General features: G+C 55.0%; 11 protein-coding genes. 7 read left to right on the forward strand and 4 right to left on the reverse strand.

Going from position 1 to position 13,534, the window contains the following annotated elements; all coding sequences use genetic code 11:
- Positions 1-17: 17 nt before the first annotated feature.
- Both ACSIPU_RS09315 and ACSIPU_RS09320 read left to right on the forward strand, forming a co-directional pair.
- Entirely contained in the window at positions 18-1,079 is a 1,062-nt protein-coding gene (locus tag ACSIPU_RS09315) for an SIS domain-containing protein (protein WP_004099981.1), read from the forward strand.
- Between the two features lie 64 nt (positions 1,080-1,143).
- Positions 1,144-2,130, forward strand: coding sequence for an SIS domain-containing protein (locus ACSIPU_RS09320; RefSeq protein WP_004099979.1), 987 nt, complete (start codon positions 1,144-1,146; stop codon positions 2,128-2,130).
- A 52-nt stretch (positions 2,131-2,182) separates the two neighbouring features.
- Here the strand turns inward: ACSIPU_RS09320 and ACSIPU_RS09325 are convergent, their stop codons facing one another.
- The 3 genes from ACSIPU_RS09325 to ACSIPU_RS09335 form a co-directional block, all read right to left on the reverse strand.
- Positions 2,183-4,912, reverse strand: a complete 2,730-nt coding sequence (locus ACSIPU_RS09325) for a sigma 54-interacting transcriptional regulator (protein WP_016809123.1) — start codon at positions 4,910-4,912, stop codon at positions 2,183-2,185.
- Between the two features lie 91 nt (positions 4,913-5,003).
- On the reverse strand, positions 5,004-6,041 hold the full coding sequence (locus ACSIPU_RS09330) for a DUF2157 domain-containing protein (protein WP_196557750.1): 1,038 nt from the start codon (positions 6,039-6,041) through the stop codon (positions 5,004-5,006).
- A gap of 193 nt (positions 6,042-6,234) precedes the next feature.
- On the reverse strand, positions 6,235-7,101 hold the full coding sequence (locus ACSIPU_RS09335; protein WP_004099973.1) for a helix-turn-helix transcriptional regulator: 867 nt from the start codon (positions 7,099-7,101) through the stop codon (positions 6,235-6,237).
- 109 nt (positions 7,102-7,210) lie between these two features.
- On the opposite strand from ACSIPU_RS09335, the gene ACSIPU_RS09340 reads away from it, so the two are divergent.
- Positions 7,211-8,638 (forward strand): MFS transporter, encoded by a 1,428-nt coding sequence (locus ACSIPU_RS09340; RefSeq protein WP_004099971.1) that lies wholly within the window; start codon positions 7,211-7,213, stop codon positions 8,636-8,638.
- A 77-nt stretch (positions 8,639-8,715) separates the two neighbouring features.
- Positions 8,716-9,960: a mechanosensitive ion channel family protein gene (locus tag ACSIPU_RS09345; RefSeq protein WP_024273885.1), complete on the forward strand. Its 1,245-nt coding sequence runs from the start codon at positions 8,716-8,718 to the stop codon at positions 9,958-9,960.
- 3 nt (positions 9,961-9,963) lie between these two features.
- Here the strand turns inward: ACSIPU_RS09345 and ACSIPU_RS09350 are convergent, their stop codons facing one another.
- Positions 9,964-10,944, reverse strand: coding sequence for a LacI family DNA-binding transcriptional regulator (locus tag ACSIPU_RS09350; protein ID WP_004099966.1), 981 nt, complete (start codon positions 10,942-10,944; stop codon positions 9,964-9,966).
- Between the two features lie 211 nt (positions 10,945-11,155).
- Here ACSIPU_RS09350 and ACSIPU_RS09355 point away from each other — a divergent pair, with 211 nt between their 5' ends.
- The 3 genes from ACSIPU_RS09355 (at position 11,156) to ecpA (ending at position 13,500) form a co-directional block, all read left to right on the forward strand.
- Positions 11,156-11,554: an NUDIX hydrolase gene (locus ACSIPU_RS09355; RefSeq protein WP_029496859.1), complete on the forward strand. Its 399-nt coding sequence runs from the start codon at positions 11,156-11,158 to the stop codon at positions 11,552-11,554.
- 680 nt (positions 11,555-12,234) lie between these two features.
- The gene (locus ACSIPU_RS09360; protein WP_023320513.1) at positions 12,235-12,852 is read left to right on the forward strand and encodes a LuxR C-terminal-related transcriptional regulator; all 618 of its coding nucleotides are present in this window, start codon (positions 12,235-12,237) and stop codon (positions 12,850-12,852) included.
- A gap of 69 nt (positions 12,853-12,921) precedes the next feature.
- The gene (ecpA, locus tag ACSIPU_RS09365; protein WP_017146412.1) at positions 12,922-13,500 is read left to right on the forward strand and encodes a common pilus major fimbrillin subunit EcpA; all 579 of its coding nucleotides are present in this window, start codon (positions 12,922-12,924) and stop codon (positions 13,498-13,500) included.
- Positions 13,501-13,534 lie beyond the last annotated feature (34 nt).

Here is a 13,534-nt window from a genome sequence, read left to right on the forward strand (position 1 = left end):
GAAGAGGAATATCACCCATGCACGTAGAAGACTATATGAATGAAACCCCCGCTCGCCTGCTCGCTATGCTAACGCAGACGCGGGAAGATCTCTGGCAAGCGGCGAAAGCGCTGGCGGATCGCGGGATCTCTCGAATCATCCTGACCGGTTCCGGTACGTCTTACCACGGCGCGCTGACCGCGCGGTCGTTTATGCAGCAGTGGTGCGGCATCCCGGTCGATGTGTACTGGCCCTTCCTGCTGGACGAGACGGCTCTATCCCTCAGCGATAAAGCGCTGGTCATCGGCATTTCTCAGGGAGGCGGCAGCCTCTCCACTCTCGCCGCAATGGAGCGCGCCCGGGCAGCCGGGCACCTTACCGCTTCCATGGCCGGGGAAGCGCCAGCTGCCATCGACCAGGCGGCAGATTTGATCCTGACGGTCCCCTGTGGAGAAGAGCGCGCCGGCGCCAAAACCAAAGGTTATCACTGCACCATACTCAACCTGATACTGCTTGCGCTTGCCGTCGCCAGCCGCCAGCAGCGCCTGAGCGATGAGGAGCGCAAGGCGCTACTCGTCCGCATGGAGAGGACGTTCAATCATTTGCCGACGCTCATTGAGGCCTCGCAGGCGTGGGTTCTCAATCACGCCCGGCCGCTTATCGACAGCGCAGATATTCGCCTGACCGGCCCGGCAGGACTGTTTGGCACCGTTCAGGAAGGCGCGCTAAAGATGCTTGAAACGCTGCGCTGCCCGGTGGCCGGCTATGAATTTGAGGAATTCATCCACGGGATCTATAACGCCTTCGATGAGCGTTCAACCCTGATTATGCTCGATCCGCATCCCGATGAGCGTCAGGATCGTCTGGCGGAAATACTGTCTGGTTGGACGCCGCATATTTATCGCATTGGCCCGCATGTTGACAATAACGGTAAGAACATGCCCTTTACGTTTATTAACGATCCAGACTTTGCAATCTTTGAATATATTATTCCATTGCAAATGGTTTGCGCCAGGCTACCGCCAGTGAAGGGTGTCGATCCCGCAATACCTAAGGATCCGCAGTTCCACCAGAAAATGAAAAGTAAAAAACTTAATTAAATAATGCCCTGTAAAAGTTATCCGCCATGCAGCGGAGGACCCTTTACATCTCAAGGAGACCAATATGTCTATAGCTCAGAAAAACGCCCACCATATTATTCGCGATATTTTAACCAGGCAACGTATTGAACGCGTGTGGTTTGTTGGCTGCGGGGGTTCGTTGACCGGCTTCTGGCCGGGGAAATATTTTCTCGATTGTGAAGCGAAAAAGCTGGCCGTCGGTTATGTGACCAGTAATGAATTTGTCCACGCGACGCCGCAAGCATTAGGGGAAAATAGCGTGGTGATCCTTGCCTCTCAGCAGGGCAACACCGCTGAAACGGTCGAAGCCGCCCGCATCGCGCGTCAAAAAGGCGCGGCTACGATTGGACTGGTATATACCCCCGGCACGCCGCTGTGCGAACACAGCGATTACACTATCGAATACTGCTGGGCTCGCTATCCCGAAACTGTCGATCCGACACAGCAAAAAGCGGCGTACAGCCTGTGGCTGGCGCTGGAGATCCTGGCGCAAACAGAAGGATACGACCATTACGCTGAGATGGTCAGCGCCTTTGCCAGTTTTGAATCCGTGGTGCGCGGCGCTCAGCAGCAGGTGCAAGCGGATGCGCAGCATTTTGCCGAAGCCTGGAAAAGTGAAAAGGTCATTTATATGATGGGCAGCGGTCCTTCGTTCGGTGCCGCGCATCAGGAATCCATCTGTATTCTGTTGGAGATGCAGTGGATTAACTCCGCCAGCATCCATAGCGGCGAGTATTTCCACGGCCCCTTTGAGATTACCGAACCGGGAACGCCGTTCATTTTATTAAAAAGCAGCGGCCGCACCCGTCCGCTGGACGATCGCGCGATCCGCTTTATCGAACGCTATCAGGGAAAACTGCAGATTATTGACGTGGAAAAAGTGGGAATTGATGCGCTTCACGCCAGCGTGCGCGAATATTTCTGCGGCCTGCTGCACAACTGCGTTCTTGATGTGTACAACCTGGCGCTGGCCACCGCCCGCAACCATCCTCTGACCACCCGCCGCTATATGTGGAAAGTCGAATATTAATTCGCTAACCCTCTGCCAGCCCCGGCGACCTGCTCCGGGGCTGCGCTGAGGATTACCAGCGAAAATCGTCAACGCGTAATTCAAAAATATCGTGAATATAACCAATTTCCGCTACCGGCAGCGTCACGTTATAGAGTATTTTCAGGCGCTGAAACGAGTGGTTCACCATAGCAATAAATTCTCCGTGCTGGCGAGAAAATTGCTCAAGATTTTTATAATGGGTAATTTCATTACGCATTACCAGACGCTCAATCATGCAGCTGAGATGCACATACAGGCTAATAATTAAATTATTATTAAAATTAAAGCCAAGCGTGTTTTGCCACTCTGCAATAATAGTCTCAATATGGCTCATCGTTTTTCCGGCATTCAGTATCGTCAAGGAGTTGACGACGTTATGCAGCGAAAACTCACGAACCATATTTTTATTAATCAGCGCAATTTGCTTCTCATTGAGATAGCCGCTTAAGAGCTGACTGAGATGCCGATGCCCCTGCTCGCCTAGCAGCTCTTCAATACCTACCCATGGCACCCCCGCCAGCTGTGGGTCGTGCGTACCCACAACCGCAATTACTTCATACTGGTGGAGCAAGGATATCGCCGTGCGGCTATTTTTTAAGCGCGTATACTCGCAGGCGATAATGTTAATATCAAAGTCGCTGAGCAGGCTCTTCTCCATCAGATTTTTAAATTTAAACGCAGTACCGATTCCGGTAATGCAGGTCACCAGCAGAGCACGCTCTTTTTTTTCTGTCGGCCAGAAGACATCCCAGCGCGACTGATTGAGCGGCACGATCTCTTCGGCAATATGTTCGATATTTTTCCCCAGCGCGATCTCGCTGGCGACGTTCAGCGCCATGCGCGTCGTGACGTTATCCACCACCACCAGCGGGCCGTTAATCACCGACAAAAGCGCATCGGCAATCTCTTTGGTATAGCCCATATCGATAAGCACCATGACTCCGGCTCGGGTATCGGTATGCTGGAGATAATCAACCACGGCGCGGCTGACGTCGCTGAACGCCACCTCCATCGGCATGTCCATCGCCTGGTAGATCTTCTCGCCAATCAGGCGATTGGCGACCCCCGCAATGCTGCTGGCGGTCGAATAGCCGTGGGCGATAATCACCGCTTTCACTTTTCCGCCGCTGGTCGCATCAATCGCATTGCTGACGATAGCGGCAACCGCCAGGCGGTCAAGCGTATCGATGAGCAGATCGTATTTGTTATTGACGACATCCAGTAGTTTCCCCGCGATACGCTGCGCCAGCCCCGCTGAGGACTCCAGCCAGCGCTGCATCACCAGACGCGCGGGCTCGGCAACGCTGCGCGGAGCAAGAGGCAGGCTGGTCAGGTAGCGGCCAGTAAGATAGGCGAATTCGGCATTCAGCTGGAGATCGTAATTGGCGGCGATCGCCTTGCCCACATCCTCAATAAAGCGCAGCCGCTTGTCCTGAAGAGAGACCGCGCTCTCCTGATTCATCAACGCATCGAGATAGAGCGTCACGTTTTGATAAATGAGCTTTTCAAAGGTCCTTGCGCTGATATTGTCCTTCCCGAGTTCCTCGCAGAGGCTGCAAATATTTTCCGTTAGCCGTTGATACTCATGATGACGACCGGAAAACAAAGGCTGCGCGTCGCCATCGCGGTAAATCATGACCCGTTCGCTATTTTGCTGAAGAGAAAAAGGCGCATCCGCCAGCAACCGGTCGGGCAGTAAACCCGCTTTTATCTGTAAAAGATCGCTATCCCGCTCGCCAAATGTCCAGGCGCTGGCGCAAATATTGCGGATCAAATTCTCTAGTCCGCCGACGTTACCCTCGAGCGTTTCGCGCATCAGCTGGCTGATGATTTCGCCGTCCAGCGCCAGATCGTGATGTAATCGCTGCGCTTCACGGCGAAAAAAGTGATGGATAAACGCCAGTCTTTCATACTGTCCACGCTCGGCGATCGGCAGGATTTTGACGATCACCGGAATACGACGTATAAAAGTCGCCAGGAAGTGCTTTTCCAGATCCTCCGTTGAAGCAAAAATCAGCCGTACCGTGGCGCTGCGCTCCTCGCTGCTCTCCCCCAGCCGCCGCCAGCTACCGTTATCCATAAAATGGAACAGCTTCTCCTGTCCTTCGGGGGGCAGACGATGAACCTCATCAATAAACAGTACCCCGCCGTTGCTGGTCTCGATAAGACCGGGGACTGATTTATCCGCACCGGTAAAGGCGCCCTTCGCGTGCCCGAATAATTTCGAGGTCAGCAGCTCTGGATTATTCGCGTACTCAGCGCAGTTAAACACGGTAAAAGGCGCATCGGCAGGCAAAACGCCCTGTTCCATCGCATAACGCCAGAGCTGGCGCGCAAGGAAACTTTTCCCCGTGCCGGTGGGACCGCGCAGCAGAAGCGGTAGACCTGCGCCGGGGTAGCTGATGGCGGCCTTGCACTGCCGCAAAGCTTCCTGCAGGCTGCCCTGAGCGCCTATCAGCTGCGCCAGACTATCCTGGCGCTCAGCGCACAGGGCCTGAAGGGAAGCGTATTCGCCGTGTCGAACCGCGAGGCGGTGGTGGTCGCGCAGCGCGGCAATGGGTAAAAACAGCACCGGGCGACCATTTACTTTGACCACCCGCTGCTCGCGATGGAGATTATTCAGATGATGGCTGATGATACTGCGTTTTTGCTTCAGGCTATCGGCAATCGCCATCGCATTAAACTCGCCAAGCGCTTCCGCGGTCAGCGGTCGCCCGACGATCCGTTGTTCTAGCTGGCGAAAAATCGACTCCTTATTCATCTTGCGCCCCTGTCAAAAGCGTAAAATTCGCTTATACGACAATTCGCGTAAGACGTCGCTGCCCCCTGCCACACTTCTTAAAAAAGCTTAATTATTCATGGGTTACCCTTCCCGCATGCCAGATGCGCTCCGCATAGCGGCCAATTACCGCCAGCGAGACTGCGAGGATCAGGAAAAATGCGACTTTGTGCATGCCATCCCAGAAGAACTCGAAGAAACGGGTATAGAGGTTGATCGCCAGGAACGTCAGACCGAAGCCGCGCAGCATGCCGTCGTCGGTTTTCAGGCTGATATAGATACAGATCCCCGCCGCCACGGCGAACAGCAGCCCCCACGGCAGCAGCTGCCTTTGCGCTATGCTGGACCAGCTATCCAGGTCATAGTTGCCAAAAATCGACAGGATCCACAGGGCGATAAACAGATAGATCAGCCCCATCGCTTTACTGACGGTAAACAGCTGGCGCTGGCGCAAAGCGTGTTGCGCGCCGTAGCAGAGCGCAAGCAGCGCGCCGCCGAACAGCACGAAGCGGATCGGGTAGTTCATGCCCAGCCAGTAGGCGCCCCAGCCCGAAACGTAGCCGGTTTCTGCACCGAACCAGTTGCCCAGCGACAGCAGAAAAAAGAGCCACACCAGCCCGGAGCGAGCAAAAAAGCCAATCGCGCCGTAAATCAGGCATCCGGCCAGGAACAGCGGCGCGATATGACCGCTGCCGGTATCCAGACGTTCGCCAAGCTGCCACAGCGCCACGGCGGTAAAAATAACCCCCAGAAAGAGGATCGCCTCAGTGCTGTAGTGCCACTGCGTTTCCCGCCGCTGGCGGCGAAAACCCCAGGCGTAGCAGGCCACCGCCAGCAGCGCGGGCAGGATGATTCGCGTCAGCGCCGAGCGGCTGAACAGGCTCAGCAGAAGCTCAATCAGGGCGCTGTCGGCAAACAGGCTGCCCAGCGCGACCAGCACGCAGGCCAGCGAGGTCCAGAACGCATAGCGGCTCAGCCGCTGCCAGTCGAAGGGAGAGACGCGCAGCGTTTGCGCCAGCCGCTGGCTATCCTCAGGGGCTAAATCGCCGCTGGCCTGCCACGCCTTTAGCGCGCGCTGAATAATGCGCTGCTCTTTACGGGTAATATTCATGGGCATTCCTTGAGACTGATGACAAACCTTTTTTTGGCTATTGTGCTCGCATTTCTGCCGGGCGGCGCCTTGCCGGGCCTACGAAAAACCGCAATATCAACCTGCTATGCAATGCGCTGTAGGCCTGCGCAAGCATCGCGCCGCCGGGCAGTTCCTGAAGATTGAACTTTGTCAGCAATCTGATTCCTTGTCATTAGTGTTTATCCAGCCACGCCAGCGCCCGTTCGCCCATTTCATCCATCGGCAAATAGACCAGCAGGCGCGAGCCGTTACGCGGGGCCGAGTACCAGTACATCTGCTGCAGGCTGAAGCGTCCGAGCTGCGGATGGTTAAAGTTTTTCACCTGATTTTCCACCCCGCGCACCTCATAGCGCTGATGCCAGAGGGACTCAAACTCCGCCGACGCGGCAAAAAAGCGCGCCAGCTTATTCTCCCACAGCGGATCGCCGCGGTGCTCCGCCATCGCCGCGCGAAAATAGGAGACAAACGTCGCCAGCACATCGCGATTTTCAATACGGCTGCGCCAGGTTTCATTGGTCAGATACAGATAAATACAGTTGCGATCCTCTTCCGGAATGGTGGCGAAATCGATACCCATCAGGCGGCAGAAGCTGTCGTTCCAGGCCACAATATCGAAGCTCGGCTTCTGAATACTGGCGGGCTGCGGCATCAGGCTATCAAGCATCCGCCGGGTGCCGGGGCTGATGCCTTCGCATACCGTGACCTGCGCGGCTTCCGGCGGCGTCAGTCCGGCCAGGACAAACAGGTGCCGGGTCTCCAGCGGGCTGCACTGCAGCGCGTTCGCCACCGACACCAGCACGGCCTCGGACGGATTAACGTCCCGCCCCTGCTCCAGCCAGGTGTACCAGGTGACGCCGACCTCCGCCAGCATCGCCACCTCTTCCCGCCGCAGACCCGGCGTGCGTCGTCGGCCAACGCGCGGCAACCCCAGGCGCTGCGGATCGAGGCTCTCACGCCGGGCGCGCAGAAATGCCCCCAGCTGTTTACGGGCATCATCGGGCGCGGCGATCGTCGATTCACGTTGCGGCATGGTCGTCATAAAACCTCCAGCATGGTAGTGCCAATACCAGTATAAGCAGGAACTGGTACCCGTTTAATTTATCGGTGATGCTACGGCCATCCGCTGAATGACGCAATGGAGAGATCCGATGAATTCGTCTGCTGTTTCACCCGGCCGCGCCGGTTTATTCCTTCTGTTGACCGGCCAGATGCTGCCGCTGATCGACACCTCGATCGCCAACGTCGCGCTGGACTCCATCACCCAATCGCTGAACGCCAGCGCCACCCAGCTGGAGCTGATCGTCGCGCTGTACGGCGTCGCCTTTGCCGTCTGCCTGGCGATGGGCAGCAAACTTGGCGATAACTATGGCCGCCGCCGTCTGTTTATGTGGGGCGTGGCGATTTTTGGCGTCGCCTCCCTGCTGTGCGGAATGGCAAACTCTATCACCACGCTGCTGGCGGCGCGCACGGTCCAGGGCGCCGGCGCGGCGCTAATCGTGCCGCAGATCCTCGCCACGCTGCATATCACCCTCAAAGGCAACGCCCACGCCCGGGCCATCAGCCTGTACGGCGGCATTGGCGGTATCGCCTTTATCGTCGGTCAGATGGGCGGCGGCTGGCTGGTCTCGGCGGATATCGCCGGTTTAGGCTGGCGGAATGCCTTCTTTATTAATGTGCCGATCTGCCTGCTGGTGCTGGCCTTTAGTCCGCGATACGTCCCGGAGACCCGGCGCGAAGCGCATTCGCGCATCGACTGGCAGGGCACCTTCAGCCTTGCGCTGATCCTCTGCTGCCTGCTGTTTCCGATGGCGCTGGGGCCGGAGCTGCACTGGCCGTGGACGCTGCAGCTGATGTTAGCTGCGGTGCTGCCGCTGCTGGTCTGGATGCGGGCCAGCGCGCTGAGCAAACAGCAGCGCGGCGAGCAGCCGCTATTGCCACCTCGCCTGCTGAAGCTCACCAGCATTCGCTTTGGCATGGCCATCGCCCTGCTCTTTTTCAGCGCCTGGTCCGGATTTATGTTCTGTATGGCGTTGACCATGCAGGCCGGTCTGGGAATGGCGCCGTGGCAGTCCGGGAATAGCTTTATCGCGCTCGGCGTGGCCTACTTCATCTCCGCGCTGTACGCGCCGAAGCTGATTGCCCGCTACAGCATGGGACGCATTTTGCTGACTGGCCTGTCGGTGCAGATTGTCGGCCTGCTGCTGCTGTGCGCGACCTTTTATCGCCTCGCTACCCACACCAGCACCCTGGCGCTGGTCCCCTCCACGGCGCTTATCGGCTACGGGCAGGCGCTGATCGTGAATAGCTTTTATCGCATCGGGATGCGCGACATCAGCGCTTCTGACGCCGGGGCCGGGAGCGCAATTCTCAGCACCCTGCAGCAGGCGACGCTGGGCCTGGGCCCGGCAATTCTCGGGTCGCTATTCTTAACTCTCGCCCAGCGCAGCGGCGGCGACTATCCCCGGGCGCTGATCGATTTCCTGGCGGTGGAAGTGGTGATGATGCTGGTGCTGGGCGCCATCGCGCTGTGGCTACGCCGACACCTTAACGTCCGTCCGGCGGTAGCGACGCCATAATTCACATCGGCGTAACCTGCGATTTGCATAATAGACATCCAGCGGTCATCATAACCGCTGGATGTAAAGGAGACGTTATGCAGGAATTAATATCGCACATCGCCGCATTAGGCATCAAAATTACCCCCACCACCTCACTCATTATTATCTTCGGCATTATTTTTCTGACGGCGATTGTCGTTCACCTTATTCTGCACAAAGTGGTGCTGCGCACCTTCGAAAAGCGGGCGCAGGCCAGCAGCCACCTATGGTTGCAAATTATTACCCAGAACAAATTATTTCATCGTCTGGCCTTCACCCTGCAGGGGATTATCGTCAACGTGCAGGCGGTGCTATGGTTGCAAAAAGGCAGCGAGGCGGCGGAAATACTCACTACCTGCGCGCAGCTGTGGGTGATGATCTACGCGATGCTGTCCTTCTTTTCGCTGCTGGACGTGGTGTTCAATTTATCGCAGAAATTCGCCACCGCTTCTCAACTGCCGCTTAAAGGGATATTTCAGGGAATTAAGCTGGTCTGCGCGATTATTGTCGGCATTCTGGTTATCTCCTTACTGATTGGCCAGTCGCCGGCGATTCTGATTAGCGGCCTCGGCGCGATGGCCGCGGTACTGATGCTGGTGTTTAAAGACCCGATTCTCGGCCTGGTGGCAGGTATTCAGCTCTCCGCCAACGATATGCTCAAGCTCGGCGACTGGCTGGAGATGCCGAAATATGGCGCCGACGGCGCGGTGATCGACATCGGCCTGACCACGGTGAAGGTGCGCAACTGGGATAATACCATCACCACTATTCCCACCTGGTCGCTGGTTTCCGACTCGTTTAAAAACTGGAGCGGTATGTCGGCATCCGGCGGTCGCCGGATTAAGCGCAGCCTGAATATCGATACCACCAGCATTCATTTTCTCGATGAACAGGAGCAGCAGCGCTTAATTCAGGCCCGGCTGCTGAAGCCGTATATGGATTCGCGTCATCAGGAAATTAGCCTGTGGAACCAGCAGAACGCCACCGACCAGTCGGTGCTAAACCAGCGCAAAATGACCAATATCGGCACCTTCCGCGCTTATTTGCAGGAGTATTTACGCAACCATTCGCGCATCCGTAAGGACATGACGCTGATGGTGCGCCAGCTGGCTCCGGACACCAGCGGCCTGCCGATTGAGATTTACTGCTTCACCAACACCGTGGTGTGGGCGGAGTATGAGAGCATTCAGGCGGATATTTTCGACCACGTTTTTGCCGTGGTTGATGAGTTCGGCCTGCGGATTCACCAGTCCCCCACCGGCAACGATATTCGTTCGCTGGCGGGCGCGGTATCCGGGTAAAACTCAGGTGCTGGCGCGGGGGATCACGCGCCAGTCCATCATCACCCGCTCGACCGCAGCGTCGGGATTATCGATTCTCTTCATCAGTAGCGTCACGGCGGTACGGCCAATCTCGCGCGAAGGCTGTTCCACGGTGGTCAACTGCGGCGATACCACTTCGGCCAGTTCGGTACCATCAAAACCGATTACCGCAATATCTTCCGGCACCCGCAATCCGGCCTGAGCGATAGCCCGCAGCGCGCCCGCCGCCAGCGAATCTGAGACCGCAAATACCGCATCCGGTTTCTCTTTCTGCGCCAGCAGCGTTTCCATCGCCCGGGTACCGGCGGCGGCGCTCAGGTCGCTGGCGTAAGTGACCTGTTGATACGCCAGTTCGCGAACGTGCAGCACGCTTTTGTAGCCGCGCTCGCGCAGGCGCGAGTAGCGATAGCTGAGATCGTGGTTGATTAAGGCAATGCGTTTTCGCCCACCGTCAACCAGCCGGGAAACGGCGCCCTGCGCCGCGTCGACATCGTTGATGCCGACGCAGGAGATGCTGCCGTTATCGGCATATTCCGCGCACTGTACCCAGGGCGCGTCGCCGATCATGGTGGTCAGTTCCGGCAGGCTGGAGAGCGCGTTCATGGTGATGATGCCGTCGACCATTTTGCCGGAGAGCAGCTGCAGGCCAGAGGTAGAACGGGCCAAATCCGAGCCGGAATTACACAGCAGGATCCGGTAGCCGTTCTTTTCCGCCTCTTCTTCAATACCCTTGACCACCTCGGCGCAAAAGGGGTTAGCGATATTAGAGACCATCACCAGAATCATATTGCTGCGGGCCGTTCGCAGCTGGCGGGCCAGCAGATTAGGCTGGTAGTTACTCTCTTTGATCGCCTGCAGCACACGTTCGCGATTCTTCGCTTTAACGGTATCGCTGTTATTCAATACCCGCGATACCGTCGCCACCGAGACGCCCGCCAGGCGAGCGATTTTCTGAATTGACATAGAGGCTGCACTTCCCGCATAGACGTTATATTTCGCAGGCTATCATAAATGAGCGCCGCCCGCGCCGTCAGCAGGTTTTGCGAGAATTGACGGGATTGATTAGCACGCTAAGGCCGTTATCATGATGGCCCAGGCGTTGTTTCGCGAGAAGCGAAACGAACGCGGGTCGTTGAACACTATCGGTATATAACTGGGGTATCTCTTGAACACCATAAAAAATATTCACATCGCGGCGGCAACGATCGTCGACGGTCAAGGACGCTGTCTTTTAGTACGCAAACGAGGGACTGAGTACTTTATGCAGCCCGGTGGAAAGCCTGAAATCGGGGAAACCCCGGAAGCGGCGCTGATCCGCGAGCTCAAAGAGGAGCTCAACTTTAGCGTTTCACCTGAAGAACTGGTTCCGGTCGGCCGTTTCACCGATACGGCGGCAAACGAGCCGGGCCATACGGTCTCTGCGGATATCTTTCAGATAGCCACCAACAGAGCGAACTTTACGCCGACGGCCGAAATAGAAGAAGTTATCTGGTATACGCCAGGTCAGGATCGGCATATTAAGCTTGCTCCTCTTACCGAGAATCACCTGCTTCCTCTGCTGAAAGGGGCGTAAGCTCGCCGGACACCGCGAAAGAGTTAGCTCATTTGTCTGCAAGTCAAAATCCACGCTGCCATCGTCCCGGTGGCGCTACGGCGGCTTCCAGACAAAGCCAGTTCAGGCTGAAGCGCCCCATTTCACCGAGAAGCATTGCCCGCTTCTTCCGGTGAAGATTTAGCACATCCTTCTGATTTACTTCCCTGCAAACTGCGACGTGTTTTAGCGCTTAAAAACGCCCGGTTTTGTACGCCAGATCATATTTCGCCAGACAACCCTTTCCCCTATAATCCAAAATATCGCAACTTTCCCTTACAAAAATTAGGCCATTACAGAACAAACCCCACAAAATAAAACAAAATAAAAACACAAAATTAACAAATAGCGATGAGATAGCATTTTTTTTGACTTTTTGTGCTGTTTTTTTTTAACCAATCCGCGCCTATTCAGCGAGAAAATTCCTGGTCGTAATGGATAATTCTTAAAGAGCGATCGACATAAAATATCGCACCTTAAGATTTTTCTTATTTATTAGAGTGGGTTAGTATAAATCCAGACATTTTCTGGACTTAAGAATTTACACATTTTTCATCTGTATAACTCTCCAGAAATTAAAGTTGTCACATTTATTAACTAGCCATAATATAGCCACATCATTGAACGATAGGGTAAGACAATATAGGGAAATAAATCGACATATGCTTCCTCAGAAATATGAGAAGGTATACTGCATAAGCTGTCAGTATCAGTGCGAAATCTATCCACGACCTACGATAAAATCGATTAATTGCATTGAAACTCACTATTGCGTATGGCCTGATAAAAATATCTATTTAAAAAATGGTGTGCATTGTTTTTTAATTAACAAGCATTACAACTTCTCTAATTCTGGCTTTATTTTTGTTGATTTTTCTCGCTACAACATCAGATTATTCACCAATGATAAATGGATTGAATATCTGATCAAGACAGGGCTGCGGGTAGTTTTGATTGCCGACAGATTAGCGCAGCCGCTGGCGCTGTACTGGAAACACCGCTGTCAGCAGATAATTTCGATTATCAATACCAGCGATACCCGAGATGAGATTGAAAAGAAAATACAGCTTTCGTTTCTCGGTCAACGAGATGCTCGAGGCTACCGTCAAAAACTCAGCGATCAAGAGGTATTGGTACTCGACCTTTTACTCGCAGAGAAGTCGGTTAAAGAGATAGCAAAAGAATTGCAGATGGCAGAAAAGAGAATCTACGCAATCAAGCTCAGCTTGCAGAATAAGATGGGAGGCAGAGGGAAGTTAAACATTATTCTATCTGGATAAAAAATTATCAGTATTTACAGCAATAACTCCATAAATGGAACTAACTTAATTATTCTCAGGAAATTTAAAATGAAAAAAATCGTATTAGCGGGTGTTGTGGCTGCGGCTCTTATCTCTACCAATGCAATGGCTAACGTGACCACTTCCGCCACTGCCAGCTGGGATGCTAGCGCAACTAAAGACACCACCAGCGCGCTGGTTGTCACTCCGCTGAAATCCCTGAACTTCCAGTACGCTGAAGGGATTAAAGCGTTTAACGCCCAGAAAGGCGCTTTTGACATCACCATCCAGGGCCAGTCTGGCGCGACTGACTTCACGCTGACCTCTCAAATCGTCAGCAACACCCTGAGCCGTACCACTGACGCCTCTACTCTGGCCGTTGGTGTGAGCTGGAACGGCAACGCGCTGAACAAAACCACGCCGGTAACGATGATTGATGCGGGCAACAATATCTCCGCGGGTCTGGATGCGCTGGCAGTCGCCACCGCCTTCGCAGGCGCCGATCGCGTCAGCACCCAGGGTAACTTCGATTTCACTATCGACTCCGCGACTTCTGACGGCAGCACCGCCGCTGAGTTCAAAGATTTAACCGACGGTTACTGGAGCGGCGACGTTCGCGTTCAGTTCAACGCGGAATGGACTATCTAATCAGGTGTAGCCAACACCTGTCCGGTATGACAAG

This window comes from Klebsiella sp. HN106, from assembly GCF_051209435.1.
Taxonomy (GTDB): Bacteria; Pseudomonadota; Gammaproteobacteria; order Enterobacterales; family Enterobacteriaceae; genus Klebsiella; species Klebsiella oxytoca.

Bases quoted from the DNA above. Each gene is read 5' to 3' on its own strand.
- ACSIPU_RS09350 (WP_004099966.1), bottom strand. From the start codon at position 10,944: ATGTCAATTCAGAAAATCGCTCGCCTGGCGGGCGTCTCGGTGGCGACG.
- ecpA (WP_017146412.1), top strand. From the start codon at position 12,922: ATGAAAAAAATCGTATTAGCGGGTGTTGTGGCTGCGGCTCTTATCTCT.
- ACSIPU_RS09315 (WP_004099981.1), top strand. From the start codon at position 18: ATGCACGTAGAAGACTATATGAATGAAACCCCCGCTCGCCTGCTCGCT.
- ACSIPU_RS09325 (WP_016809123.1), bottom strand. From the start codon at position 4,912: ATGAATAAGGAGTCGATTTTTCGCCAGCTAGAACAACGGATCGTCGGG.
- ACSIPU_RS09330 (WP_196557750.1), bottom strand. From the start codon at position 6,041: ATGAATATTACCCGTAAAGAGCAGCGCATTATTCAGCGCGCGCTAAAG.
- ACSIPU_RS09340 (WP_004099971.1), top strand. From the start codon at position 7,211: ATGAATTCGTCTGCTGTTTCACCCGGCCGCGCCGGTTTATTCCTTCTG.
- ACSIPU_RS09320 (WP_004099979.1), top strand. From the start codon at position 1,144: ATGTCTATAGCTCAGAAAAACGCCCACCATATTATTCGCGATATTTTA.
- ACSIPU_RS09345 (WP_024273885.1), top strand. From the start codon at position 8,716: ATGCAGGAATTAATATCGCACATCGCCGCATTAGGCATCAAAATTACC.
- ACSIPU_RS09335 (WP_004099973.1), bottom strand. From the start codon at position 7,101: ATGACGACCATGCCGCAACGTGAATCGACGATCGCCGCGCCCGATGAT.
- ACSIPU_RS09360 (WP_023320513.1), top strand. From the start codon at position 12,235: ATGCTTCCTCAGAAATATGAGAAGGTATACTGCATAAGCTGTCAGTAT.